The 26276-nt window shown below is 69.2% G+C and carries 25 protein-coding genes; 16 read left to right on the top strand and 9 right to left on the bottom strand.

The window, feature by feature from the left end:
- Positions 1 to 2: 2 nt before the first annotated feature.
- The 7 genes from HQ306_RS04745 to HQ306_RS04715 all read left to right on the top strand — a co-directional run bounded on the left by HQ306_RS04745 (position 3) and on the right by HQ306_RS04715 (position 8756).
- Positions 3 to 617, top strand: coding sequence for an ASCH domain-containing protein (locus HQ306_RS04745; protein WP_222627867.1), 615 nt, complete (start codon positions 3 to 5; stop codon positions 615 to 617).
- Between the two features lie 158 nt (positions 618 to 775).
- On the top strand, positions 776 to 2404 hold the full coding sequence (locus HQ306_RS04740) for an ABC transporter substrate-binding protein (protein WP_222627865.1): 1629 nt from the start codon (positions 776 to 778) through the stop codon (positions 2402 to 2404).
- Positions 2405 to 2407: 3 nt separating this feature from the next.
- Entirely contained in the window at positions 2408 to 3496 is a 1089-nt protein-coding gene (locus HQ306_RS04735) for an ABC transporter permease (protein ID WP_222627864.1), read from the top strand.
- On the top strand, positions 3496 to 4455 hold the full coding sequence (locus tag HQ306_RS04730) for an ABC transporter permease (RefSeq protein WP_222627862.1): 960 nt from the start codon (positions 3496 to 3498) through the stop codon (positions 4453 to 4455). Before HQ306_RS04735 ends, HQ306_RS04730 begins: the two co-directional genes overlap by 1 nt.
- Positions 4452 to 6095 (top strand): ABC transporter ATP-binding protein, encoded by a 1644-nt coding sequence (locus tag HQ306_RS04725; protein WP_222627860.1) that lies wholly within the window; start codon positions 4452 to 4454, stop codon positions 6093 to 6095. Before HQ306_RS04730 ends, HQ306_RS04725 begins: the two co-directional genes overlap by 4 nt.
- 74 nt (positions 6096 to 6169) lie before the next feature.
- Positions 6170 to 7255 carry a phosphoribosylformylglycinamidine cyclo-ligase gene (purM, locus tag HQ306_RS04720; protein ID WP_027504286.1) on the top strand — a complete coding sequence of 362 codons (1086 nt, stop codon included), beginning with the start codon at positions 6170 to 6172 and terminating at the stop codon, positions 7253 to 7255.
- A 40-nt stretch (positions 7256 to 7295) separates the two neighbouring features.
- Positions 7296 to 8756 (top strand): aldehyde dehydrogenase family protein, encoded by a 1461-nt coding sequence (locus tag HQ306_RS04715; RefSeq protein WP_222627858.1) that lies wholly within the window; start codon positions 7296 to 7298, stop codon positions 8754 to 8756.
- A 111-nt stretch (positions 8757 to 8867) separates the two neighbouring features.
- On the opposite strand, the gene HQ306_RS04710 is transcribed toward HQ306_RS04715, so the two are convergent.
- The 3 genes from HQ306_RS04710 to HQ306_RS04700 all read right to left on the bottom strand — a co-directional run bounded on the left by HQ306_RS04710 (position 8868) and on the right by HQ306_RS04700 (position 10980).
- Positions 8868 to 9056, bottom strand: a complete 189-nt coding sequence (locus tag HQ306_RS04710) for a DUF3073 domain-containing protein (protein WP_081821107.1) — start codon at positions 9054 to 9056, stop codon at positions 8868 to 8870.
- A gap of 122 nt (positions 9057 to 9178) precedes the next feature.
- Entirely contained in the window at positions 9179 to 9844 is a 666-nt protein-coding gene (locus HQ306_RS04705) for an MOSC domain-containing protein (RefSeq protein WP_056446733.1), read from the bottom strand.
- Positions 9841 to 10980 carry a folate-binding protein gene (locus HQ306_RS04700; RefSeq protein WP_308115570.1) on the bottom strand — a complete coding sequence of 380 codons (1140 nt, stop codon included), beginning with the start codon at positions 10978 to 10980 and terminating at the stop codon, positions 9841 to 9843. The genes HQ306_RS04705 and HQ306_RS04700 overlap by 4 nt, the downstream gene beginning before the upstream one ends.
- A gap of 52 nt (positions 10981 to 11032) precedes the next feature.
- Between HQ306_RS04700 and HQ306_RS04695 the strand changes: the two genes are divergently transcribed.
- From HQ306_RS04695 to HQ306_RS04670, 6 genes are all read left to right on the top strand, one after another.
- Entirely contained in the window at positions 11033 to 11890 is an 858-nt protein-coding gene (locus HQ306_RS04695; protein ID WP_222627854.1) for an aminodeoxychorismate lyase, read from the top strand.
- A 112-nt stretch (positions 11891 to 12002) separates the two neighbouring features.
- A complete protein-coding gene (locus HQ306_RS04690) occupies positions 12003 to 13469 on the top strand; it encodes a cytochrome ubiquinol oxidase subunit I (protein WP_222627852.1) in 1467 nt (488 codons plus the stop codon).
- A gap of 18 nt (positions 13470 to 13487) precedes the next feature.
- The gene (gene cydB, locus HQ306_RS04685) at positions 13488 to 14522 is read left to right on the top strand and encodes a cytochrome d ubiquinol oxidase subunit II (RefSeq protein WP_222627850.1); all 1035 of its coding nucleotides are present in this window, start codon (positions 13488 to 13490) and stop codon (positions 14520 to 14522) included.
- The gene (cydD, locus tag HQ306_RS04680) at positions 14519 to 16201 is read left to right on the top strand and encodes a thiol reductant ABC exporter subunit CydD (RefSeq protein ID WP_222627848.1); all 1683 of its coding nucleotides are present in this window, start codon (positions 14519 to 14521) and stop codon (positions 16199 to 16201) included. The genes cydB and cydD overlap by 4 nt, the downstream gene beginning before the upstream one ends.
- Positions 16198 to 17988: a thiol reductant ABC exporter subunit CydC gene (gene cydC / locus HQ306_RS04675; protein WP_222627846.1), complete on the top strand. Its 1791-nt coding sequence runs from the start codon at positions 16198 to 16200 to the stop codon at positions 17986 to 17988. The genes cydD and cydC overlap by 4 nt, the downstream gene beginning before the upstream one ends.
- 220 nt (positions 17989 to 18208) lie before the next feature.
- Positions 18209 to 18547: a hypothetical protein gene (locus tag HQ306_RS04670; protein WP_222627844.1), complete on the top strand. Its 339-nt coding sequence runs from the start codon at positions 18209 to 18211 to the stop codon at positions 18545 to 18547.
- Here HQ306_RS04670 and HQ306_RS04665 read toward each other — a convergent pair.
- On the bottom strand, positions 18535 to 19197 hold the full coding sequence (locus HQ306_RS04665) for an FABP family protein (RefSeq protein WP_027504278.1): 663 nt from the start codon (positions 19195 to 19197) through the stop codon (positions 18535 to 18537). The two genes, HQ306_RS04670 and HQ306_RS04665, sit on opposite strands and share 13 nt — an antisense overlap.
- A gap of 269 nt (positions 19198 to 19466) precedes the next feature.
- Between HQ306_RS04665 and HQ306_RS04660 the strand changes: the two genes are divergently transcribed.
- Positions 19467 to 20969 carry a cutinase family protein gene (locus HQ306_RS04660; RefSeq protein WP_222627842.1) on the top strand — a complete coding sequence of 501 codons (1503 nt, stop codon included), beginning with the start codon at positions 19467 to 19469 and terminating at the stop codon, positions 20967 to 20969.
- Between the two features lie 90 nt (positions 20970 to 21059).
- On the opposite strand, the gene HQ306_RS04655 is transcribed toward HQ306_RS04660, so the two are convergent.
- From HQ306_RS04655 to HQ306_RS04635, 5 genes are all read right to left on the bottom strand, one after another.
- The gene (locus tag HQ306_RS04655) at positions 21060 to 21368 is read right to left on the bottom strand and encodes a DUF1416 domain-containing protein (RefSeq protein WP_027504276.1); all 309 of its coding nucleotides are present in this window, start codon (positions 21366 to 21368) and stop codon (positions 21060 to 21062) included.
- 2 nt (positions 21369 to 21370) lie between these two features.
- On the bottom strand, positions 21371 to 22204 hold the full coding sequence (locus HQ306_RS04650; protein WP_222627840.1) for a sulfurtransferase: 834 nt from the start codon (positions 22202 to 22204) through the stop codon (positions 21371 to 21373).
- Between the two features lie 40 nt (positions 22205 to 22244).
- Positions 22245 to 22703 carry a DUF4395 domain-containing protein gene (locus HQ306_RS04645; RefSeq protein ID WP_222627838.1) on the bottom strand — a complete coding sequence of 153 codons (459 nt, stop codon included), beginning with the start codon at positions 22701 to 22703 and terminating at the stop codon, positions 22245 to 22247.
- Positions 22704 to 22973: 270 nt separating this feature from the next.
- Positions 22974 to 23423, bottom strand: a complete 450-nt coding sequence (locus HQ306_RS04640; protein WP_222627836.1) for a thioredoxin family protein — start codon at positions 23421 to 23423, stop codon at positions 22974 to 22976.
- A complete protein-coding gene (locus HQ306_RS04635; RefSeq protein WP_027504272.1) occupies positions 23420 to 24199 on the bottom strand; it encodes an LmeA family phospholipid-binding protein in 780 nt (259 codons plus the stop codon). Before HQ306_RS04635 ends, HQ306_RS04640 begins: the two co-directional genes overlap by 4 nt.
- 180 nt (positions 24200 to 24379) lie before the next feature.
- Here HQ306_RS04635 and HQ306_RS04630 point away from each other — a divergent pair, with 180 nt between their 5' ends.
- Both HQ306_RS04630 and mshD read left to right on the top strand, forming a co-directional pair.
- Positions 24380 to 25168, top strand: coding sequence for a response regulator transcription factor (locus HQ306_RS04630; protein ID WP_222627833.1), 789 nt, complete (start codon positions 24380 to 24382; stop codon positions 25166 to 25168).
- Between the two features lies 1 nt (position 25169).
- A complete protein-coding gene (mshD, locus tag HQ306_RS04625; protein WP_374197699.1) occupies positions 25170 to 26081 on the top strand; it encodes a mycothiol synthase in 912 nt (303 codons plus the stop codon).
- The last annotated feature ends 195 nt before the right edge of the window (positions 26082 to 26276 follow it).

Genomic DNA, 26276 nt, shown 5'->3' with positions numbered 1-26276 from the left:
AGATGCTGATCCGGCTCGCGATCGCCGAGGCGATCGCGACGGGAACGATCCGGGTGCAGTACCGGCGCTGGGCGAAGCGGCGCGTCAAGGCGGGTACGTGGATCCACACGCCGGCCGGTGTCGTCGTCGTGGACTCGATCACCGAGTGCGACCCCGAGTCGCTCACGGACGACGATGCCCGCGCGGCGGGGGAGCCCTCGATCTCGGCCATGCGCAAGGGGTTTCGGGGCGCCGACGGTGATCCCGTCTGGCGGGTCGAGGTGTCGTTCGGTGGCGGGGAGGCCGGAGGCCGGCCGGATCGGGGCGAGGACCCGCGAGTGGGGCTGCGTGCGGACGACGATCTGTCCGACGACGACGTCGCCATGGTGACCACGAAGCTCGATCGCATGGACGAGCGTGCCGACGCGCCGTGGGCCTGGCGCACCCTCGAGCTGATCCGGGAGCGCCCGGCGGTGCTGGCGGCGGACCTCGGCGCCGTGCTGGGACTCGAACGCGACGTGTTCAAGCCGAGGGTGCGCCGGCTGAAGGCGCTGGGTCTGACCGAGAGTCTGAAGGTGGGATATCGGCTGTCTCCGCGAGGCGAAAAGCTGTTGGACATCAGGCGGTCGGACAGGTAAGTACCGGTCATGTTAAAAATTTCGTGTGGTTCGACACATGAACGACATGCGCACTCGGTAACGTGCCGTTCACCGAACCACCGGAACGACCCGGCCGGACGGGACGCGACGCGCGCTTCCGACACCGCGGGCCCAGACTCACGAAGGACATCCACACCATGAGCGTGCCCTCCCGAGGACGCACGGCGCGGCGCACCGCAGCCGTGTCCATCCTGTCCGTCGCGGCTCTCACCGCGGCAGCGTGCGGCTCCGGCCGCACCGACGACGGCGGCGGCGCAGGCGGTGAGGGCGGCGGCGTGGCGCTCGTCGTCGGCACCACCGACCAGGTCTACTCGCTCGATCCTGCCGCCTCGTACGACAACGGCTCGTTCACGATCATGAACCAGGTCTATCCGTTCCTGATGAACTACGCCCCCGGCAGCGACGAACTGCAGCCCGACGCCGCCGAGAGCTGCGAGTTCAGTCAGCCGACGGTCTACACCTGCACGCTGAAGGACGACCTGACCTTCGCCAACGGCCACGCGCTGACCAGCGAGGACGTCAAGTTCTCGTTCGATCGCATCGTGTCCATCAACGATCCCAACGGCCCGTCCTCGCTGCTGGCCAACCTGGACTCGGTGGCCGCGCCGGACGACAAGACCGTCGAGTTCACGCTGAAGGCCGCGAACGACCAGACCTTCCCCCAGGTTCTCGCCACCAACACCGGGCCCATCATCGACTCCGAGGTCTTCCCGGCCGACTCGATCATGGACGACAACGCGGTCGTGGCGGCCAAGCCCTTCGCCGGCCCCTACTCGATCGACAGCTACGAGAAGAACTCCCTCGTCAGCTTCTCCGCCGCGGCGGACTACAAGGGCGTGCTGGGCGAGCCCAAGACCGGATCGGTCACCCTGCGCACCTACACCAGCGCGGACAACCTCAAGCTCGACATGCAGAACAAGTCCATCGATGTCGCGTGGCGTTCGCTGACCCCGACCGACATCGAGTCGCTCGACCAGGTGGACGGCCTCACCGTCCACGAGGGCCCCGGCGGCGAGCTCCGCTACATCGTCTTCAACCAGAACACGATGCCCGGCGGCACACCCGAGCAGAAGCTCGCGATCCGCAAGGCCATGGCCGCCTCGGTGGACCGTGACGCACTGTCGGAGAACGTCTACAAGGGCACGTTCACGCCGGCGTGGTCCGTGGTGCCCAGTGGCCTCGAGGGCGCGAACACCGCGTTCAAGGACGTCTACGGCGAGGCCCCGAACAAGGACGAGGCAGCGAAGTTCCTGTCCGACGCCGGTGTGCAGACCCCGGTCGCGGTCAATCTGCAGTACAACCCCGATCACTACGGTTCCTCGTCGTCGGAGGAGTACGCGGCGGTCAAGGCGCAGCTCGAGAGCTCGGGCCTGTTCACGGTGAACCTGCAGTCCACCGAGTGGAACACCTACAACAAGGAACGCGTCGCGGACACGTACCCCGTCTACCAGCTCGGCTGGTTCCCGGACTTCCCGGATGCGGACAACTACCTGACGCCGTTCTTCGCACCGGACAACTTCCTGCAGAACCACTTCGAGAACCCCGAGATCACGGCGCTGATCGACTCCGAGCGGACCGAGACCGACCCGGCTCGCCGCTCCGAGATCATCGGTGAGATCCAGACGCGGATGGCGCAGGACTTCGTGTCCACGCTGCCGCTCCTCGAGGGCAAGCAGATCGCGATCTCGACGGACGAGGTCCAGGGTGTCGACGAGACTCTCGACGCCTCGTTCAAGTTCCGCTTCACCCCGCTCACGAAGGGCTGATCCATGGTCACCACCACGCCCGACGAGGCGTCGGTGGGGAAGCAGTCACGGGCGAGCGCGTCGTCACGCTACGGCGCGCTCGCCCGTTATCTCGTGATCCGGTTCCTGCTGATCATTCCCACGGCATGGATCCTGGTCACGGTCGTCTTCTTCCTCATGCGCGTTCTCGGCGATCCCATCAGTGCTGCCCTCGGTGGACGACTGCCCGCCGACCAGATCGCCGAACGACGCGCCGCAGCCGGCTACGACCGGCCGATCCTGGTGCAGTACTGGGAGTACCTGTCCGGTCTGCTGCGGGGAGACTTCGGTCGCTCCGCGACCAGCAACCAGGAGATCAGCGATGTGCTGATCACCAACGGCGCGGCGACGCTGGAACTCGCGTTCTGGGCGTTGCTCGTCGCGTTCGCCGTCGGCATCCCCCTCGGCTTCTACGCCGCGACCCGCCGCGACTCGATCTCCGACGGCACCCTGCGCATCCTGGCGATCCTGTTCTACGCGGCGCCGGTGTTCTTCGTCGGCATGCTGCTCAAGCTGGTCTTCGCCGTGAAGCTCGGGTGGCTGCCGGTGGCGGGCCGGGCGAGCACCAACGTCGAACTGGCACTGCAGAACGTGTCACCGAAGACCAACATCCTGCTGATCGACTCGATTCTCTACGGGGAGCCGAGCTACACCGTCGACGTGCTGAAGCACGCCGTGCTCCCCGCGGTCGCGCTCGGACTTCTCACCGCCGGCGTGTTCCTGCGCCTGGTGCGGGTGAACCTTCTGCAGACCCTGCAGTCCGGCTACGTGGAAGCTGCGCGCGCACGGGGACTCTCGGCGCGCGTCGTCGCCCGGCGGCACGCCTTCCGCAACGCGCTCATCCCGGTCGTCACCGTGATGGGGCTGCAGATCGCCATGCTGCTGGGCGGCGCGGTGCTCACCGAGACGACGTTCGAGTGGCAAGGACTGGGCTATCAGCTCGCTCGCTACCTGCAGGCGCGCGACTTCATCGCCGTCCAGGGCATCGTCACGTTCCTGGCCATCGTCGTCGCGGTCGTCAGCTTCCTCACCGACGCCATCGTGGCGATCGTCGATCCACGAGTGAGGTTCTGATGAGTATCGAGGTGAGCGTCGGCTCGATCGAGGCGCCGAAGCGACGTCGGGGTGTACCCGGCCTGTCGATCATCCGCTCGAGTGCCGGACTGCAGAAGGCCACCATCGTCATCGGGCTCGTGCTGGTGGTGCTGTTCGTGATCATGGCGGTCTTCGCTCCGCTCATCGCGCCGTACACCTTCTCCCAGACGTCCGCCGACGGCGTGGAGTTCGCGCGCCAGGCGGCGCCGAGTGCGGACCACATCTTCGGGACGTCGGTGCGCGGAGAGGACGTGTTCTCCCGCGTCGTCTACGGCGCACGGACCGCCCTGCTCGTCATCGTCACGTCGCTGGTGCTGTCGATCGTGGTGGGCGTTCCCCTCGGACTGCTCTCCGGCTACGTCGGCCGGTGGGTGGACCGGGTGTTGGTCCTCTTCATGGACGCGATGTACGCGTTCCCGAGTCTGCTTCTCGCCGTGGTGGTCTCGATCGTCGTGGCCGGAGGCCAGTCCAGCAGTTTCGGTGGTGTCCTCTCGGCCGCGATCGCCATCACCGCCGTCTTCGTGCCGCAGTACTTCCGCGTGGTGCGCAACGCGACGGTCTCGGTGAAGACCGAGCCCTACGTGGACGCGGCGCGGGTCACCGGCGCCGGCCCGGTGCGGATCATGTTCCGCCACATCCTCGCCAACGTCACGCAGACACTGCCGGTGATCCTCACGCTCAACGGCGCCGAGGCCATCCTGACTCTGGCGGGTCTCGGCTTCCTCGGGTTCGGCATCGAGCCGACGTCCGCGTCCGAGTGGGGATACGACCTCAACAAGGCGCTGCCGGACATCTCCAACGGCATCTGGTGGACGTCGATCTTCCCCGGCACGGCCATCGTCCTGGTCGTGCTCGGTATGACCATGGTGGGCGAATCCGTCAGCGAGACACTCAATCCCGTTCTGAGAACCAGACGCAAGCAGAAAGATCCCTCATGACGGCCTCAGCGTCCACCCCGCAGGCGGCTCTGACCCTCGAGGCACTGTCGGTCAGCTTCGCCACCGACGCGGGGCCCGTCGACGCCGTCAAGGGAGTGAGTTTCGAGGTCTTCCCGGGCGAGGTCCTGGCCGTCGTCGGCGAATCGGGCTCCGGGAAGTCGGTCAGCGTCCGCTCCGCCATCGGGCTGCTCCCGGACACCGCCCGCGTACGCGGAACCGTCACCGTGGGGTCCCGCGAGGTGACGTCGCTGTCGGACAAGCAGTGGGCCGATCTCCGCGGCAACGCCGTGGCGATGGTGTTCCAAGAACCCGGCAGCGCCCTCGACCCGCTGTTCACCGTCGGCTTCCAGATCGTCGAGGCCCTGCGAGCTCACGCCGGACCGGACGGGAAGGTGCTGGACAAGAAGGCCGCCCGCGTCCGGGCGATCGAGTTGCTCACCATGGTGGGTCTGCCCGACCCGGAGCGGCGATTCGGCTACTTCCCGCACGAGTTGTCCGGTGGCCAGAAGCAGCGTGTGATGATCGCGATCGCCATCTCCTGCGAGGCGAAGGTGATCATCGCGGACGAGCCGACGACGGCACTCGACGTGACCGTGCAGGCCGAGATCCTCGACCTGCTGCGCGACCTCAAGGACCGTCTGGGCTGCGCGATCGTGCTGATCACGCACAGCATGGGCGTGGTGGCGGACATCGCCGACCGGGTCGTCGTCATGAAGGACGGCGAGGTGGTCGAGGAGGCACTCGTGCACGATCTCTTCGCTGCGCCGAAGGCCGACTACACGAAGACGTTGCTGGCGGCGGTCCCGACGCTCGATCCCGTGGTCACCGATCGCACCGTCTCGGACGAGGTGGTGCTGTCGGTGCGCGATCTCGTCGTGCAGTTCCCCGGCGGCATCGGTCAGCCCGTCTTCCGGGCCGTCGACTCGGTGACCTTCGATCTGCACCGCGGCGAGACCCTCGGTCTGGTGGGGGAGTCCGGTTCGGGCAAGTCCACCATCGGCCGTTGCGTGGCCGCACTGCAGAAGCCGACGTCCGGCTCGGTGGACGTCCTCGGTCAGGACGTGGGCAGGCTGCGGGGGTCCGCGCTGAAGAGTCTGCGCAAGCGTTTCGGATTCGTGTTCCAGGATCCGTCCACGTCGCTCAACCCCCGACTGACCGTCGGCCAGTGCATCGCCGAGCCGATGATCGTGCACAAGGCCGGGTCGAAGGCGGACATCGCACGCACGGTCGTCGAGTGGCTCGATGCGGTCCAGCTCCCGAAGGGCACGGAGAAGCGGTACCCGCACGAGCTGTCGGGTGGTCAGCGTCAGCGGGCATCGCTGGCGCGGGCGCTCGTCCTGAAGCCGGATCTGCTGGTCGCCGACGAACCGACCAGCGCGCTGGACGTCTCGGTGCAGGCCGCGGTTCTCGACCTCTTCGAGGAACTGCAGACCGAACTGCACTTCGCGTGCCTGTTCATCAGTCACGACCTCGCCGTGGTCGACCGCCTCGCGCATCGGGTGGCGGTGCTGCGGGGCGGCGCCGTCGTCGAGCTCGGGACGCCCGGACGGATCCTCCGGGATCCGGCGGAGGAGTACACCAAGCGCCTGATCGCGGCCATTCCCAGGCCCGAGGTGACACGAGACCGGAAGGACCGATAGGCCTCCGGTACCGTTAGGGCCGCATCCGACCCTCCCGGGTACTCACACACAGATCAGGCTGGAGCAGTACACCCATGACCGATGACACCCACCAGCCCGGCGCAGGAGCCTCGTACGCAGCGGCAGGAGTGGACATCGAAGCCGGTGATCGTGCCGTCGAGCTGTTCGCGCCCCTCGCCAAGCGGGCGTCGCGACCGGAGGTCATGGGCGGTCTCGGTGGGTTCGCCGGCCTGTTCGCGCTGAAGGGCGGATACCGCGAGCCGCTGCTCGCCGCGTCCACCGACGGTGTGGGCACCAAGATCGCGGTCGCGCAGGCTCTGGACAAGCACGACACGGTGGGACTCGACCTGGTCGCGATGGTCGTGGACGACCTCGTCGTCTGCGGCGCCGAGCCGTTGTTCCTGCAGGACTACATCGCGGTGGGGCGCGTGGTGCCCGAGCACGTCGCGCAGTTGGTCAAGGGCATCGCCGACGGTTGCATCCTGGCCGGATGCGCACTGCTGGGCGGCGAGACCGCCGAGCACCCCGGCATGATGGCGGACGGCGAGTACGACCTGTCCGCGACGGGTGTCGGCGTCGTCGAGGCCGACCAGGTGCTGGGTCCGGACCGGGTGCGTCCCGGCGACGTGGTCCTCGCGATGGGGTCCTCGGGACTGCACTCCAACGGCTACTCCCTCGCTCGCAAGGTTCTGCTCGACATCAGCCGCATGTCGCTCACCGGTCATGTCGAGGAATTCGGCCGCACGCTCGGCGAGGAGATGCTCGAACCCACCCGCATCTACGCCAAGGACTGCCTCGCCCTCGCGGCGGAGACGGACGTGCGGACGTTCTGCCACGTCACCGGTGGTGGCCTGGCTGCCAACCTCGCTCGCGTCATGCCGAAGGGCCTCGTCGCCGAGCTCGATCGCGGAACGTGGAGCCCGGCTCCGATCTTCGCGATGATCGCGCAGCGCGGACGCGTGGAGCGCGAGGAGATGGACCGCACGTTCAACATGGGCGTCGGCATGGTCGCGATCGTGGCACCCGAGGACGTCGACCGCGCCCTCGCCGTGCTCACTGCTCGCCACATCGACTGCTGGACGCTGGGGACGGTCAAGAAGTCCGCCGACAGCGGAACCGACGAGCGCGCCGTGCTGACGGGTAATCACCCGCGTTTCTAGGTTCTCGTTTGTCGCAGGACTGGTCGGGCACCCGACCGGCATGACGACGTACGACGGATTCGACACCCTCCCGATCGCCGGTCAGTGGCGAGTGGGCCGAGACGGCAACACCGCCGACGACGTGAACCCGTACTCGGGCGACGTCCTGACCACCCTCCCGCTGGCCGATGCGGCCGACGTCGACGCAGCGTTCACGGCGGCGAGCATCGCGCAGCGGGACTGGGAGTCCACGCTCCCGACCGAGCGTGCGGACGTGTTCCACCGCGCAGCGCGCATCATGGAGGAGCGCAAGGACGAGATCGTGGACTGGCTCGTCGCGGAGGTCGGCGCCATCCGCCCCCGCGCCGAGTGGGAATGGCTGGCCGTCCGCGCGGTGATGCTCGAATCGGCGAGCTACCCCACTCGATCGGCCGGGCGCATCCTCCCTGCCGCCCTGATCGACGGCAAGGAGAACCGCGTGTACCGGCGGCCCCTCGGCGTGGTCACGGTGATCAGTCCGTGGAACTTCCCGATGCAACTGTCCGCCCGCTCGGTGGCGCCCGCGCTGGCGCTCGGCAACGCAGTGGTGCTGAAGCCCGCGAGCGACACCCCCGTCACCGGCGGACTCCTGCTGACCAGAATCCTCGAGGATGCCGGGTTGCCCGCCGGCCTGCTGTCCGTCGTCGTCGGCAAGAGCAGCGAGATCGGTGACGCCGTGACCTCGCATCCCCTCACACGGCTCGTGTCGTTCACGGGTTCGACGCCCGTGGGGTCGGGCATCGCGGCGTCGGCGCCGCTCACCAGGATGTCCCTCGAACTCGGGGGCAACGGGCCTCTGGTCGTGCTGGAGGACGCGGACGTCGAGGCAGCCGTGAACGCGGCGGTCTTCGGGTCGTTCTTCCACCAGGGTCAGGTGTGTATGGCGACCAACCGGGTGATCGCGGCCGATGCGGTGCACGACGAGGTGGTGGACCGGCTCACCGAGCGGGTCCGGTCACTGCGCACCGGCGACCCCGCCGATCCCGACACACAGATCGGCCCGATCATCAACGACGCACAGGTGGAGTCGATTCTCGACCGGATCTCTCGCGCGGAGTCGGACGGCGCGGAGATCCGCGTGCGTGGAGAGCGTTCGGGACCGGCCGGGCGGGTGCTGGGCCCACATCTCGTGCTGGGAACGAACGGCGTCGCGACCGCCGCCGAGGAGGTGTTCGGACCCGTCGCCACGGTGATCCGGGCAGACAAGGAGGACGACGCCGTCCGGATCGCGAACGACACCGAGTACGGGCTCTCCAGCGCGGTGTTCTCGCGAGACGTCGAGCGTGCGGTCCGGGTGGCGACGAGACTCGACGCCGGAATGACACACGTGAACGACACCACGATCAACGACGAGCCCAACACCGCGTTCGGCGGCGAGAAGAACTCGGGCATCGGTCGTTTCGGCGGCGAGTGGGCCATCGACGAGTTCACCACCGACCACTGGATCAGCGTCCAGCACACGCCGCGACAGTATGCGATCTGACCTGCGCGTGAAGAACCTCGCACACACGACCGTGCGGGGCGTCCCTGAGTCGGAACGCCCCGCACGGTCGTGTGTGCGATGTGAGGATTCCCCCCGTGTCAGGGGATGCGGTCAGCGCCGCCAGTCGTCGTAGTCGTCATCGTCGTGTCGGGACGGCTCCCGATCGGCGATGCCGTTGCGGTGCGAGTCGGGGGAACCTGTGAGCTCTCGTTGGAGACTCTCGAAGTCCGTGGACGGTGAGCTGTACTTGAGCTCACGTGCAACTTTGGTCTGCTTTGCCTTAGCCCGGCCGCGGCCCATGGCTAACCCCCTCGCGAGTAGCGGGGCGGCCTGGGATTTTTTGGCGGCCCCGTCTGATTGTGTGTTCTTCCTGCCCACACTCTAGCGTGCGAATCGGGTCTGCGCTTCCACCGGCGCCGGTGTCACACCGACGGTGCGCGCCGCGCCGCCCGGGCCGCCATGTCGCGGGCCTCGCGGTAGACCTTGGGCGCCAGATCGGGGGTGTTCAGAAGGATCTGCATCGCCTCCGCCGACACCCCGGTGAAGAGGTCCCGCACGGTGACTCCGTGGTCGGGAACGGACACGATCTCGATGTCGTCGCCCGCCGAGAGCGCGCCGACTCGCACGACGCGCAGGTATGCCCCGACATCGCCCCGCGCGGTGAAACGCTTGACCCAGGTCTTCTCGCCCGTCCACCGCGCGAAGGCGGCACACGGGCGCCGCGGAATGGTCACCTCGAGCTCGGCGGTGCCCACCGACCAGCGCGTTCCGACGACCGCATCGGTGACGGGCAGTCCGCTCACGCGCAGGTTCTCACCGAACCACCCCGCGGGAACCTCCCGGCCGAGTTCCTCGGCCCACCTGTCGGCCTCGGCCTCGTCGTACGCGTAGACCGCCTGGTCCGCGCCGCCGTGGAAGGTGACGTCGCAGGAGCGATCACCGTGCAGACCGAGCTCGGTGACGTCGACCGGTCCGGACACCGCTCGCTTGTCGATGGCGGAGTCGACCACCGCCGGCCGAGAGATGGGGTGGATGGTGTGCACGACGCACACCGACAGCACGCGTCCCGACGGGGCCGGCTGCGTCACCGGCCGCGCAGCCGATCCACCGCGGCGCGGCCCGCCTGGACCGCGGTGTCCAGGACGTAGGAGTCGGGATCGATCGAGGCGGCACACGGCCCGGCGTCGAGCGTGGTCTCCACCGGCACCGCGCGCTTGATCTGTGCGAGCGCGATCGGTCCGAGCTCGAAGTGATCGACGACGGTGCCGATGCGGCCCACGGATCGGCCGCCGACGGTGACGTCGTCGCCCGTCTCCGGTCGACCGTCCGCGGAGCCGTCGAGGTGCAGCAGGACCAGTCGGCGCGGAGGCTTGCCCAGATTGTGGACGCGCGCCACCGTCTCCTGTCCGCGGTAGCACCCCTTCTCGAGGTGGACGGCCCCGAACTCGGTGACCCCGCCGATCCAGCCGACCTCGTGGGGAATCGTGCGGTCGTCGGTGTCGAGACCGAGGCGTGGTCGACCGGACTCGACGCGCAGCGCCTCGAACGCCCAGCTGCCCGCCTCACGCGCACCCGCGACGACGAACTTCGCCCACCACTCGTCGAGACGGTCGGCGGGGACCAGGACGTCGAAGGAATCGGTGCGGGTCGGCCACGGCATCCGGCGGACGAGACCGGCGTCGGGGTTCGCGGCGTCGAGCGGAAGGGCGTCGTACGGCATCGCGGGCACCTCGGCGCCCACCGCTCGCAGGATGGAGCCTGCCTTCGGGCCGAGCAACGACACGACGACCCGTTCGCTGCCGCGACGCGGCGCGGCCTTCGACCAGAACACCATCTTCGACAGGAAGGCGAGAAGGTCCGGTCCGCGGTCCGCCTCGGTGTCGATCCAGGTGGTGCCGTCGAGGTCTGTCATGACCATGTGGTGTTCGACGCGCCCGTTGACGTCCAGGCTCAGGTTCTCCGCGGAGGCTCCGTCGGCAAGCGTCGCGACGTGCTGGCTGGAGATGGTGTGCAACCAGGTCAGTCGCTCCTCGCCGGTGATCGCGATGACGAACCGGTTCGACCGATCGACGACCGCGGCGGTCGTGACGGCGGCGCGCTGCTCACCCAACGGATCCCCGTAGTGCCAGGCGGTTCCACGATCGGGACCGTCCTGGGGTGCGGCCACCGCGCCGGGGCGGGCCAGAACGGGGGAGGAGTACAGGCCAGGGGTCTCGGACACCACACCAGTCTAGGAGCGGACTGCCCGGTCCGGCCACGGCACTACCCTCGGGGCCATGACTTCACGCGTGGTGGTGACCCTGGACGGTGCCGTGCTCGATCCGACCGAGCCTGTTCTGCATGCCGACGACCTGGCGGCGGTGCGCGGGGACGGCATCTTCGAGACCGTGCTGATCCGCGAGGGTCGGGCGTGCCGACTCGACGCCCACCTCGCCCGCCTCACCCGGTCGGCGGCCATGCTCGACCTCGCGGAACCGGATGTCGACGCATGGCGGCGCGCGGTGGACGTGGCACTCGCGCAGTGGGAGAGGACCGGTGGCGGCGAGGGTGCGATGCGGCTGCTGCTGAGCCGGGGGCGCGAGGGCGCGGACGGTGCCGAGACGGCGCTCGTCATGGTCTCCGCCGTCGCCGATCGCGTCACACAATCGCGCGCGGAGGGCGTGTCGGCCCTGACCCTGAACCGGGGTTTCTCCATCGACGCGACACAGCAGTCGCCCTGGGCCCTGCTCGGTGCGAAGACTCTGTCCTACGCCACCAACATGGCGGCCCTGCGCCACGCGGCACGAGAGGGCTTCGACGAGGTCGTGTTCCGCAGTATCGAGGGGCAGGTGCTCGAGGGTCCACGGTCGAGCGTGCTGGCCGTGGTGGACCGCCGCATGGTCACGCCTCCGGTGGAGCACGGGGTGCTGCGCGGCACCACGGTGGACGCTCTCTTCGAGGTCGCGGGCGACGCCGGCTTCGACTGTGCGCACGAGCCGTTGCGGGTGGCCGATCTGATCCTGGCCGACAGTGTCTGGCTGATCTCCTCCGTCACGCTGGCCGCGCGCGTGCACACGCTCGACACCACGCACCTCAAGGAGATGCCGTCGGACCGCGTCGTGCGCGAACTGGTGGACACCGCCGTCGCGCGTTGACGCGCGCCACAGGTAACGGTGGACACAGTCCATCGCCTACTACTACGCGTAGTAGTAGCGTCGGCCCCGTAGGCAGGATCCCCGCCTCGCAGCCGACGACAAGAAGCTGGTCATGGACGCACTCGATGTCTCACGATGGCAGTTCGGAGTCACCACCGTCTATCACTTCCTGCTCGTCCCGCTGACCGTCGGACTCGCTCCGATCGTCGCCGCGATGCAGACCATGTGGGTGATCACCGGCAAGGACTCCTGGTACCGGCTCACCAAGTTCTTCGGCAAGCTCTTCCTCGTCAATTTCGCACTCGGCGTCGCCACCGGCATCGTCCAGGAGTTCCAGTTCGGCATGAACTGGTCCGAGTACTCACGGTTCGTGGGCGACGTCTTCGGTGCGCCGCTCGCGCTCGAGGGCCTCGTCGCGTTCTTCCTCGAGTCCACGTTCCTCGGGCTGTGGATCTTCGGGTGGCAACGGCTGCCGAAAGTCGTTCACCTGGCGACGATCTGGCTGGTGGCCATCGGGGTCAACGCCTCCGCCTACTTCATCATCGCCGCGAACTCGTGGATGCAGCACCCGGTGGGGGCCGTCTACGACCCGGACACGGGGCGTGCCGAGCTCGTCGACTTCTGGGCCATGCTCACCAACAACACGGCGCTCGCGGCGTTCCCGCACGCGGTGGCCGGATCCTTCCTCACCGCAGCGACATTCGTCGCCGGCATCGCCGGGTGGTGGATGGTGCGCAGCGCACGTCGCGGCGACGTCGGCCCCTCGTCGGAGGCCCGCTCCATGTTCCGCCCCGCGGCCCGGCTGGCATTCGTCGTCATGATCGCCTCCGGCGCTGCACTCGCGATCACCGGAGACGTGCAGGGCAAGCTGATGTTCGAGCAGCAGCCCATGAAGATGGCATCGGCAGAGTCGCTGTGTCACACCGAGACCGGCGCCCCGTTCTCGATCCTCACCATCGGCACCCACAACAACTGCGACAGCGTCCAGCACATCGTCGCGATCCCCGGCCTGACGTCGTTCCTCGCGAAGAGCGACCTCGACGCGACCGTCCAGGGGGTCACCGAGCTGCAGCAGCAGTACGAGGAGCAGTACGGACCGGGTAACTATCGGCCCAACCTCTTCGTGACCTACTGGGCCTTCCGGATGATGATCGGCCTCGCCGCCGGGTCAGCCGTGCTCGCGCTCGCCGGCCTGTGGGTCACTCGAGGTGGCCGAGTTCCGGACCAGCGCTGGTTCTCCCGGCTCTCACTGCTCGCGATCCCGACACCCTTCCTGGCGAACAGTGCGGGCTGGATCTTCACCGAGATGGGCCGCCAACCCTGGATCGTCGCGCCCAACCCCAGCGGAGTCGACATGATCCGCCTGACGGTCGACCAGGGCGTGTCCGACCACCCCGTCGCTCTGGTGGCGGCGTCCCTCGCGACGTTCACCGTCCTCTACGCCGGGCTCGGTGCCGTCTGGTTCCTGCTCATGCGTCGCTACGTGCAGGCAGGTCCGCTCGAGCACGACAGGCACCCCCACGACGACGACGGTGACGACACCGACGCCGACGCCCGCCCGCTCTCGTTCGCCTACTGACCCGCCGGAGACATGATCATGGGAACGCCCGAATTCTGGTTCGCCGTCGTCACCGCATTGTTCGTCGGATACTTCGTTCTCGAGGGATTCGACTTCGGGGTCGGCATGCTCATGCCCGTTCTCGGTCGATCCGGCCGGGACGACGCCGAGACCCGACGTCGCGTCGTGCTCAACACGATCGGTCCGGTGTGGGACGGCAACGAGGTGTGGCTCATCACGGCGGGAGGAGTGCTCTTCGCGGCCTTCCCCGAGTGGTACGCGACGCTCTTCTCCGGCTTCTATCTGCCGCTGCTGCTGATCCTCGTGGCGCTCATCCTGCGTATCTGTGCCATCGAGTACCGCGGCAAGATCGACGACCCCGTGTGGCGGCGTCGGTGCGACCTCGGTATCGGGATCGGTTCCTGGGTGCCCGCGGTGCTGTGGGGTGTCGCCTTCGCGAACATCGTGCGCGGTGTCGCCATCGACGCGGACAAGAAGGTCACCTCGGGACTGCTCGACCTTCTCACTCCCTATGCGCTGCTGGGTGGTGCGACCACGGCGATGCTCTTCGCGTTCCACGGTGCCGTGTTCATCGCCCTCAAGACGGCCGGCGAGGTTCGAGCGGACGCATCGAGACTCGCTGCGGCACTGATCGTTCCGACCGTGGTGGGCGCCGGGGTGTTCGCGCTGTGGACTCAGCTCGCGCACGGGAAGGGCTGGACCTGGTGGATCGTCGCCGCTGCCGTGGCAGGGCTGGTGACGGCAGCGGTGGCCGTGCTGCGCGGGCGAGACGGATGGGCCTTCGTCGGCACCACCGTGACCATCGGCGGAGCCGTGCTGTTGCTCTTCTGCTCACTGTTCCCGAACGTGATGCCTTCGACCATCGACGCCGCGTTCTCGCTGACCGTCGACAACGCGTCGTCCTCCGCGTACACGTTGCGCATCATGGCGTGGCTGTCGGCGATCGTGGCACCGGTGGTCCTGGCCTACCAGGGCTGGACCTACTGGGTCTTCCGTCGGCGCATCTCGACGACGCAGATCCCGGCGTCCATCGGCCTGGCGAGCACCCGATGACCGCGACGAGGCGGCCCCGGGGACCGATCGACCCCCGGTTGTGGCACCGGTCGGTGCCCGTCCGTCGTCACCTCGTGGGGTCGGTGGCGCTCTCCCTGGTGACGACCGCGTGTGTCGTCGTCATCGCCGTCGTCGTCGGGACCGTGCTGGGCGGCGCGGTCACCGACCCGACCCGTCGGACGGTCGGAGCCTGGACCACCGAGCTGACGGTCCTGGCTGCCGCCGTACTGGTCCGCGTCCTCGCGTCGTGGGCGCGGTCGAGGTACGCGCACCGCTCGGCGGTCCGAGTCGTGCGCGGGTTGCGCGCGGACATGCTGGACGCGGCCACGACGACGCGCTCGCGCGGCGGGGAGGATCGGGGCGAGTGGTCGACGGTGGTCACGCGTGGTCTCGACGGACTGGCGCCCTACCTCACCGACTACGTCCCGGCCCTCGTCCTGGCGGCGACCGTCACGCCGATCGCGACCCTGGTGATCGCGTTCGTCGATCCGCTCTCCGCGGTGATCGTGGCGGTCACACTCCCGACGATCCCGGTGTTCATGGTGCTGATCGGTCTGATGACCCGCGGGCGGTCCCGACGAACCCTCGACGCGATGACGCGACTGTCCTCTCAGCTGATGGACCTGCTCGCCGGAATCCCGACACTGCGCGCACTCGGCCGGCAGGACGGGCCGGCCGCGCGGGTCGGCGAACTCGGGGACGAGCACCGCCGCCGGACGATGGCCGCACTGCGCGTCGCATTCCTCTCGTCCATGGTGCTCGAACTGCTGGCCACGCTCGGCGTCGCACTCGTCGCGGTGTCGATCGGTCTACGCCTCGTGTACGGCGACATGGAGCTGGCACCCGGCATCGTCGCGCTCATTCTGGCGCCCGAGGTCTACCTGCCGCTGCGCGCACTCGGTGCCGCCTTCCATGCGTCCGAGGACGGTGCGGAGGCCGCGGGACGTGCCTTCGCTCTGCTCGAGAGCGCCGAGTCGCAGGCGCCGCGTGACCAGCGGACGGCCGCGCCGCCCACCGGTCCGGTCACCGTCGTCCTGACGAACCTGTCGGTCAGCGGGCGGGACGGGTGGGCACCCCGCCACCTCGACGCGACATTCCGGCCGGGACGGGTGACGGTGCTGACCGGCGCCAACGGGACCGGGAAGTCCACGGTCCTGGCGTCCGTTCTCGGGCTCGTCGATCCCGACGAGGGGTCCGTCTCCCTCGTGGGCTCCGACGGGGTGCGGGTCGACCTGTCGACCGTCGACCTCGACCGGTGGTGGCGCCGTGTGACCTGGCAGCCGCAGCGTCCGGCCGTCGTCGCCGGATCCGTCGCCGACAACCTCGACCTCGGGGCGCGTGGTGACGTGGCCGAAGCTGCTCGCGCCACGGGGTTCTCGTCCGTCCTGGCGTCCCTGCCCCGCGGAGCCGCGACGATGCTCGGCGCCGGGGGAGTGGGACTGTCCGTCGGAGAAGCCCAGCGGTTGGCCCTGACGCGCACTCTCGCCGCGACGGAATTCGTCGTGCTCCTGGACGAACCGACCGCCCACCTCGACCCGGAATCGGCGCGTCGGGTGCTCGGGTCCCTGCGGGCCGCGGCCGACGGCGGCCGCACCGTCGTCATCGTGGGGCACACGCCCGAGGTGCTCGCCGCCGCGGACACTGTCGTGCACGTGGACCGAGCGGCGGTGTCGGCATGAGCGATCTGACGCGGGCGCTGCGGCTGCTCGACCTGCCGCCGGGGCGCGTCGCGCGGGCCGTGGCGGCGGGAGTCGCGACGCTGGGCAGTGCACTCGCGCTGTCCGCGCTCTCGGCCTGGCTCATCACGCGGGCATGGCAGATGCCGCCGGTGTTGCACCTCTCGGTGGCCGTGGTCGCGGTGCGCGCGCTCGGCATCACGCGCGGCGTGTGTCGGTACCTGGAACGACTGGCCACTCACGACGTCGCACTGCGCGGGACCGTCCGTGCGCGGTCCACCCTGTACCGCGAACTGTCGCAGGGTGATTCGGCCACGGCGGTGACGACGCGGCGAGGGGATCTCCTCGTGCGGACCGGCGTCGACGTGGACGCCGTCGGCGACGTGGTGGTGCGCGCCCTCGTTCCCGTCGCCGTCGCGGCGGTGGTCTCGGCCCTCGCGGTCGGACTCGTCGCCGTGTGGTCCCCTGCCGCGGCAATCGTCCTGGCGGTCGCGCTGCTCGTCTCCGGGGTCGTGGCGCCCTGGTCGAGCGCCAGGGCCGAGCGGGCCGTCGCCGAGGATCTCGTCGCTGCGCGAGCCGACTTCGCCGCCCACGCCGTCACCGCGATCGACCACGCCGCCGAACTCCGGGTGTCCGGGCGACTGGCAGACGTGCGACGCCGCGCCGACGAGGCCGACCGCGCCGTCGGTGCCGCGCAGGACCGCGCCGCTGGGTGGTCCGCCCTGTCCGCCGCGGCGACCCCGCTGTCGATGGGAGTCGCGGTGCTGGGCGCCCTCGCCGTCGGCATCTCGGCGTACGGCACCGCATCGGGGTTCGCGGGCGGCACCGACCCCACCGGGCTCGCCGTCGTGGTGCTGGTTCCGCTCGCCGCGTTCGAGGCGACGGGTGCGATACCCGCCGCCGCGGTGGCGTGGGTGCGCGGATCCGCGGCGGCTCGGCGGATCATGGCTCTCGTGGACGAGGCCCGCTCCGGGCCGGCGGTGACGCCGAAGGACGACCCGTCGCCGTCGCCGTCGGTGCGCCTCGAGGTGTGCGACGTCGTCGCAGGCCGCGGCGGATCGCGGACCGCGCCGGTATCTCTGGTGGTGGAACCCGGTGCGCGCCTGGCGATCAGCGGACCCAGCGGCGTCGGCAAGTCCACGCTCGCCATGACGATCGCGGGGCTCGTCGCCCCCGCCGCGGGCGCCGTGCTCGTCGACGGCAGGTCCGTCGGCGAACTGTCCGAGGACGCGGTGCGCCGGACGGTGTCCTACGTCGCCGAGGACGCCCATGTCTTCCGGACCACCGTTCTGGAGAACCTCCGTGTGGTGCGCGGTGACGTGACCGAGACGGAGGCGACGGCGGCACTCGACCGGGTCGGGCTCGGCGACTGGGTGCGCGCACTGCCCGACGGTGTGCACACGGACCTCGACGGCGGCGCGGAGGTGCTGTCCGGCGGACAGCGTCGCCGACTGCTGCTGGCCCGCGCGACGCTCTCGCGGGCGGCGGTGATCATCGTCGACGAGCCCACCGAACACGTGGACGACGTGTCCTCCGCCGCGTTGCTCGCCGCGATGCTCGATCCCGACGGTGGACTGTTCGATCGGGCGACGACCGTTCTGGTCGTGACGCATCGACCGGTGCCGACGGGCGTTCGAGTGGTGACCGTGAGCGGTGAACGTCAGGTGTGTTCGCTCACGGAAAAAGACGTTGCCGACCGGGCTGATCCACGCGTAGCGTCGTCTGTACACGAGAGAGGAGGTGGTCTGGAATTGTATGACTCTTGGACGCGTGAGGTGGCTGCCCGCTAGCCGCAACCGCTGACGGTTCTTCTCTCACCGCGCGAGCGGCGGGCGAATACCAGGCAGCTACCCGACCCCCGAGCCCTCGGTCCGTCCAGACCGAGACCCGTACTCCTGCAACGGTGTACCGGTAGGGCTCGGGGGTCGTCCCATGTCCGGACCAGGCCCGTGCGCCTGGTCTTTCCCGTTCTGCCGAGCAGACCCCCTCGCCTGTGTCACTGTGGGGGACATGACAAGTGACGAGCAGACCGACACGACGAACACCGACGACACGTCCTCCGACACCGGTTCGGCGAACGAGGAGACCGTGGGCCCCGAGCTGACGCAGGAGGACCTCGATCGCGCCGGCGAGAAGATGGACGGCCTCAATGCGCGGTACGAGACCGGTGCGCGCGAGACGGTGACGCTGCCCGGCACCGGCGGCACCGTGTCCGGTACCGCGTTCGCGGACTTCGACGAGGACGGTGCCTCCGAAAAATCCGACACCGAGAAATCCGACACCGAGAAGGCCGACACCGGTTCCGGGAAGGATGCGGAGAGCGAGAAGGGCGAGCGTCAGCCCACGTAGCGTTCGAGGCGGGCGGACAGCCGGGGCTCGAGATCGCCGTCCGGTCCGACCCGCTCCTCGACGTACGCGAGATCGCCACCCTCGACGATGCCGTAGAGACGCTTCGCGCCCCCGACCAGCGCCGCCGACGTGCTTCTGATGACCACGTCGGTGGCCAGCTCCCAGGACGACTGCGTCAGTGCGCGGCCGTAGTACAGCTCGATGAGCCCGCTCGCGTGGGTCAGTAGGAGCTCGAGAGTCTCCTCGCCGTCGTCACCGGGCTCACCGGTTCCGCTCACCCGCCAGAAGCCGGACTCGCGCAGGTCGCGACCGGCGTAGGCGCCGTTCTCGTCGACGCGCCAGGTGCGGGACTCCCACGACAGGTAGGGACCGCCGTCGTGGCTCACGACGATCTGCTGTCCCAGTGTGTAGTCGCCCTCGGCGTCGTGTCCCTCACCGGTGCCGCGCCACACGCCGACCAGCGGCAGCAGTGCCAGCATGGAGTGCGAGATGTCGGGACCCTGCCGCAGATTGGCGGTGTCACCGTCACCGGGCAGATCGGGGAGCAGCGGGATGTTGCGCCCGGCCGTCTCCTTGGCCCGTTCCTCCGCACGCGCGACCGCGGCGTCACCGCTCAGGCGGGGCGCCGGGGTGCCGAACTCGTCGGTCACGACTCGTCGGTGACCAGGCGATAGACGACGTACAGCGAGAACCAGGCGATGAGGATCGACGCCAGGATGAGGAGTGCTTCGAAGAATAGGACCACGCACCGATTGTAGACCGGCGGTGTCGTGGATCTGCCACGGGCCGCCGTCGCGATCGGTCGACGCAGGCGGTCCGCAGACTGTGTGACGGATGACAACCTGTGCCGGGTCCGGTGACGCGATTCATTGTTTAAGGTCGTGAGGTTCTGGAACCGAGAGACGAGGGTGATCCATCCATGCTTCGTGTGACCGGGCTCGACCCGACCGACCGTCGGCGGACCGGGCCGACGAGGATCGTGCTGCGCGCGGCGACCGCCGCCCTCTCGACACTGCTGTTGTGCGCGATCCCCGGAGGACTGGCGGGGGCGGCACCGATCACCCCCTCCGATCCGCTCGGTCTGGGCGACGACCCCGTCGAGTCGGTGCTCGACACGTTCGGGCTGGGCACGAAGGTCGATCAGGATCCGAACAACTACGCGTACGACTGCCCCGACGTGCTCATCGTCGCCATCACGGGCGCGACGGACTCGGAGTCGGACCGGAACCCCGTCGACGAGGTGGACCGGCTGCCGTGGTCCAACTGGGTCGGCAACGTGACCGTGCCCGCGGGGGAGGCCTCGGCGTCCACGCCCGGACGAGTCGGTTGGGTGTACGTGCCGTACGCGTCGGAGTACGGCGTGGCCGTGGCCGAGCCGGTGCCCACCTATCAGGAATCCGTCGCCGAGGGCCTCGCGACCATGGGCCGGATGATCGACGCCAACAAGACCGCGTGCGGCACGTCGACGAAGTACGTGCTGCTCGGCTACAGCGTGGGTGCCGAGGTGGTCGAGCGCCTCGCCGTCGACATCGGGTCCCGACCGTCCACGGCGCACGTGACGTCCGACGACATCGCCGGGGTCGCCCTCGTCGGAGATCCGTACCGCCCTGCCGGCACTGCGTCTCTGGACAAGCCCGGTCCGCCGGGTGGTGGCTTCATGTCGTCCGAGCCGAAGGACTACGGAACCCTCACGAACAAGATCCGGTGGGCGTGCCGTCCGATGGACATCGCCTGTGACGCACCGGAGAACCTCGGAGTCCTCCCGTTGGCGCTCAACGTCTTCGGGCGGATGCACTTCACCCTGCTCGATCCGGGCCGCACCGTCACCGAGTTCGTCGCGGTCTCGTCCGACGTCGCGGCTCGCACCATCGCGCACGTCTTCAGCGACCCGGACTTCGCCACGTCGGACGAGTCGCTGCTCGACGTGATGCTCCGGGTGTCGGACCGCACCCAGCCACTGCCGGACGAGAGATCGCCGACGCCGCGCGAGATGTTCGACGCCGTGACGTGGGCGCTCGGTCCCGGCCGCCCCGTCGTCGAGGCCAAGCTGCAGGCGGAGGCCGTGGGGTTCGGCGAGGACAACGCCGACATCCCGCAGCTGCTCGAGAAGCCCTACGTCGAACTGGGGTTTCTGCAGCACCTCTACTACTGGGACAACTTCCCGGACAACGGCCGCGACTGGGAGAGCGAGAAGATGATCCGCTGGATCACCGACCTCGCTCGCGAGCAGAGCGAGGCCCCTCCGGTCGACGAGCCGGCCGCTCCTCCTGCGGGAGACACGACGGCGCCCGCCGAGCCCCGCGTTATTCCCCCGGTGAATCCCGGCTATCTCGCGCCGCCGGCGCAGCCCATGGAGACGGTGCCGTCGACGTGGGAGGAAGTGCTGAAGTCCCTCGGCCTCCCGCCGGAGCCCGGCAAGTAGTTCCCGCGGTCGGATCGCACACCCTCCACGACGCGAACACCCTCCCCAGCACGCTGGGGAGGGTGTTCGGCTGAAACGAGAGGTGTTCGGTCAGGCGCCGATCGAGATCTCGGCCTCGTGGAGGCCGGCGGACTCGGGCGAGATGGTCACGTCGCCGTTGCCGGACGCGGACAGCGCGCGCAGCGTCCAGGTGCCGGGGGCCGCGAAGAAGCGGAAGTCGCCGGTTCCGGACGCGACGACCTCGGCGGTGAACTCACCCGTGCTGTCGAGCAGGCGCACGTACGCACCGCCGACGGGCTGACCGTCCGACGCGGCCAGGACACGGCCCGTGATGACCGTCTCCTTCTCCACGTCGACGCCGGCGGGAAGGGTCTGTCCCTGAGCAGGTGCTCCACACATGATTACGCTCCCAACTCGATAGGTGCTCCCACGAGGGAGCCGTACTCGGTCCAGCTGCCGTCGTAGTTCTTGACGTTCTCGTAGCCGAGCAGCTGTGTCAGTGCGAACCAGCTGTGCGACGAGCGCTCGCCGATGCGGCAGTACGCGATCGTGCCCTTGCTCGGATCGATGCCGACACCGTCGTAGAGCTCCTTCAGTTCCTCGTCGGACTTGAAGGTGCCGTCCTCGTTCGCTGCCTTGCTCCACGGCACGTTGACGGCGCCGGGGATGTGGCCGGGACGCTGGCTCTGCTCCTGCGGGAGGTGTGCCGGCGCCAGGATCTTGCCCGAGTACTCGTCGGGGGAGCGGATGTCGAGGAGGTTCTTGGTGCCGATGGCGGCGATGACCTCGTCGCGGAACGCGCGGATCGACAGGTCGGGAGCCTCGGCCCTGTATGACGTGGTCTCCCGCGAGACGGCGTCGGTGCTCAGCGGACGACCGTCCAGTTCCCACTTCTTGCGGCCGCCGTCGAGCAGACGGACGTCCTTGTGGCCGTACAGCTTGAAATACCAGTAGGCGTAGGCCGCGAACCAGTTGTTGTTGCCGCCGTAGAGGATCACGGTGTCGTCGTTGGCGATGCCGCGCGTCGACAGCAGGTCCGAGAACTGCTCCTGGTTCAGGAAGTCACGAAGGACCGGATCCTGGAGGTCGGACTTCCAGTCGAGCTTGACGGCACCCTCGATGTGGCCGGTGTCGTAGGCGCTGGTGTCCTCGTCGACCTCGACGAACACGGTCTTGGGAGCATGCAGGTTCTGCTCGGCCCAGTCGGCAGTGACCAGGACGTCGGAGCGAGCCATGTGGTTCCTTTCGATTCTTCTCTGACAGGTGGTGGGTGGTTCAGGTGGTGGCATGTCGAGCCGGCAGGAGCCGACTCGCGAGTGGGTAGATCTTGCAGCCCAGGCAGATTCCGAACGCCGCGTTCAGCACGGCGGCGAACAGGGCCAGACCCGTGGCGACGGTGCCGACGGTCGTCGAGGACAGCGCGAACCCGAGGGTTCCCACGATCGAGAAGGCGAATCCCAGTCCCTGCGCGAACCGCAGGGGGGTCGTCGGTTCGGTCTCCGACACCGGGCCCAGGCGCGGTGCGACGACGGCGCGGAACACGCGTCCGTAGGGATGCGCTGCCGGCCCGGCAGCAGCGCCGTACGCGAAGACCAGCGTCTGCAGGCCCAGGAGCACCGCTGCAGCGGTGAGCGACACCGTCGACACGAGCAGCGTCACGACGAGGACGCCGGTGGTCACCCAGGCGACGAAGCGGGGACCACGAACGTCGACCTGCGGGGGAATGGATGACATCGAGATGCTCCTGGAGTGGAGGAAAGGGGACCGAGCGGATGCGCATGGTCTCCGGCGATCGTCGAGCGGTCCGAGGTCGGTACAGCACGGCTGTACCCGAGCGGACGGGTCGACGAGGGGAGGACCGTCGTCAGCGGCAACGGCAGCAACAGCCACCGAGGCGGCACAGGTCCACTGTGCGGCGTCGGGTGAGCAGAAGCTCGTGGCTGGCGGTCACGTCGGCCATGGTACCCACGCCGGTCCAGATCCAGAAGTTCCGGGTGTCGCTCGTCACTCCGACGAAGGTGAATCGGACGCCGAGAGCACGGCGGCCCGCAGGTCCTTCGACGACGGCACACCCGACGCGCGCGATCGTTCCCGCATCGCCCGATCGAGCACGAAGGTGGTCGGGAGAGACATCACGCCGAAGTCGCGGGCGAGCTGCGGATTCTCGTCCATGTCCACCTCGACGTCGGACACGCGGTGCCCCGCCGACTCGAAGTCGCTCACCACGGCGGACACGACGCGTCGCACCGCCGCACACGGGCCGCACCAGGTGGCGGAGAAGTGGAGCACGGTCACCGCGCCGTCGGTGGCGCCGGCGGCGCGCAGAGCGCGAGCTCGCGATCCCGACGCGCCGCCGCGATCCGACGTGCGGACGGCGCCCTCTCGGCGGCGGACCCACAGGCCCACCACGGCGGCGAGCGCCAGGGCGACGAGAAGGACGACGACGGCGCTCACGGCGTGCGGATCTCGTCGAGTTCGATGGTGACGTCCTCGGCGCTGCCCTCGATGACGATCTGGCCGCCCTCCGCGTAGACCGACGTGGGGAGGATGCCGAACGGCAGCTGCTGCTCGTCGATCGTGCGGGTGAACAGGCCCAGGACCGCGGGCTTCAGGAAGTCGGGGATGGTGAAGTCGGCCTGGCCCTCGGGCCCGAAGTAGAGGTCCGACGCGACGATGGACACGGTTCCACCGTCGAGCCGGAGCTCGGCGGTGACGCTGACCGCGGTGTCCAGGGGGCCGACGGGCACGGTGCCCGTGAGGACCACGGCCCCGGCGGTGGTCTCGCCGGAACCGCCCGAACCGCCGGTGCCGTCGGAGCGGTCGGCTGGGGGAGTGGAGACCTGGAGGTCGGGGATCTCGAGGAACCGGCCGAGGTCGGTGGCGTCGATACGGACGCGCGCGTCGAGTTGATCCATGGGCACCGTGCGCACCGATCCGTCGAGCAGGTCGGAGGCCGGAATACGCACGCCGCGCAACGTCGCCTCGATGGTCGTCTTCTCGACGTAGTCGGTGGGGACGTCCTGCGCTCGGATCTCCACGCGGCCGTACCTGCCGTCGGCCGCCTGGGTCAGGAACGGGAAGCCGTGGATGGTCACCTGCGGATCGGACACCAGATCTCCGCCGTCCCGCAGTGCCCGCGAGACGCGGTACTCGGAGTAGGCGGCAGTGCCGAAATCGGCGGCCAGAGCGAGCGCCAGGACGAAGACGAGCCCGACGATCAGTTTTCGCACGGAGTTCCTCTCGGGCGGTTCGGTGTCCTGCGGGCGGGTCCCGAGGCGGGCGGTGGCGGCTCGCAGCCGACTGTCCTGCCTTCCGACAGGTTAGTCTGTGACCGAAGAACAACCGGAAGTGCCGGTCGCGGACCCGCTGGTGGGCTCGTCCGGCCGAAGAAGAGCGGACGAGGAGGCCCTGTGGAGTTGCTGCTGCTGACCTCCGATCCGGATCCGGAGTCCGTGCTCCCGTCCCTCGCGCTCCTGGCGCACACGGTGCGTCCCGCGCCGACCGAGGTCTCGTCGTTGCTCGAGGCCGGGAGCGCGGACATCGCGCTCGTCGACGCGCGCACCGATCTGGCCGCCGCCCGCGGACTGTGCCGACTGCTCGGCAGCGCCGGCTCGTCGGTACCCGTGGTGGCCGTGCTCACCGAGGGCGGCCTGGTCGCCGTCAACGCGGAGTGGGGCCTCGACGACATCCTGTTGCCCACCACCGGACCCGCCGAGCTCGATGCCCGGTTGCGTCTGCTCGTGGGCCGCCACGGAGGCGTCAGCAGTCCCGAGGCCTCGGGAAAGATCACGCTCGGCGAGCTCGTCATCGACGAGGGCACCTACACCGCCCGTCTGCGCGGGCGACCGCTCGACCTCACCTACAAGGAGTTCGAACTCCTCAAGTACCTCGCCCAGCACGCGGGCCGCGTCTTCACCCGGGCGCAGCTGCTGCAGGAGGTGTGGGGGTACGACTTCTTCGGCGGTACCCGCACTGTGGACGTGCACGTCCGGCGTCTGCGCGCGAAGCTCGGAACGGAGTACGAGTCGCTCATCGGCACCGTGCGCAACGTGGGATACAAGGCCGTGAGACCGAGCCGGGCAGGTAAGGGCGTGGCGGGCAGCGACGACGCGGTCGACCTGCCGTCGGACGGCGACCTGGACATCGAGAACGACACGGCGACACCCTCGTTCGCCCCAGCTGATCGGACGGCCTTCTGACGTGAGCGACGCGATTCGACTCGAGGCACGGCGACCGGTCGGCGACGAGGCCCGACGCGTCCGCGACGCGATCGAGGCCGCCACGACCGCCGACGGGACACTGCCGCTGTCGGAGCAGGCCGAGCGCGCCGTGGACTCTCCGCGGGACGACGAGCATCTGCTGGCACTGGACGGCGAACACCTCGTGGGGTACGCGACGCTCTCGTCCGCGCGCGGTGACGCGCCGGTCATGGTGGAGGCCGTCGTGCACCCCGATCACCGGGGCCGCGGCGTCGGCACCGCGCTGGTCGACCGCGCTCTCGCAGCACCGGGGGCGCGCGTGTGGGCCCACGGGCGGCTGCCCGCCGCCGATCGCGTCGCCGAGAAAGTCGGTCTCGAGGTGGTCCGCGAACTGCTGCAGATGCGCCGCCCGCTCGGTGGCCCCGACGCGGCGCCCCTGCCCGAACTCACCGTCCCGGACGGCATCACCGTGCGGACCTACCGCGAGTCCGACGACGCCGAGATCCTGCGGGTGAACAACGCCGCGTTCTCCTGGCACCCCGAGCAGGGTGGCTGGACGCAGGCGGAGATCGACGAGCGCCGCGCGGAGTCCTGGTTCGACCCCGCGGGGCTGTTCGTGGCGACGTCGACGGACGACCCGGACACCGTGCTGGGGTTCCACTGGACCAAGGTGCACCCGCCGACCGGAGACGATCCCGAACTGGGTGAGGTCTACGTCGTCGGTATCGATCCGGCGGCCCAGGGCAGGGGGCTCGGCCGGACCCTCACGCTCGCCGGCCTGCGGTATCTGGCCGATCGCGGCCTCGCCGGCGTGCTGCTGTACGTCGAGTCGGACAACACGGCCGCCGTGCACACGTACGACCGGCTCGGCTTCGCCACCTTCCACGTCGACGCGGCGTTCGCGCGCGTCTGACGCGGGACCGGTGCGGTCCCTGAGACGCGCATCGCATCCCGATCCGGGTTTTCGGTCTGTCTGTTCACCCTCCGTTCACAAAGGCGCGGTGAACCGTCCACCACCGGCGCTTACGTTCTCCCACGGGTAGCGCACGCTGCCCGTTGCGGTACGACGTCACCGCATCTTTTCTCGCCCGCCGACCGATCGGTCGCC

Source organism: Rhodococcus sp. BP-160 (assembly GCF_019836205.1).
In the GTDB taxonomy this organism is placed as follows: Bacteria; Actinomycetota; Actinomycetes; order Mycobacteriales; family Mycobacteriaceae; genus Rhodococcoides.
This window is presented reverse-complemented; position numbering and strand designations above follow the sequence as displayed.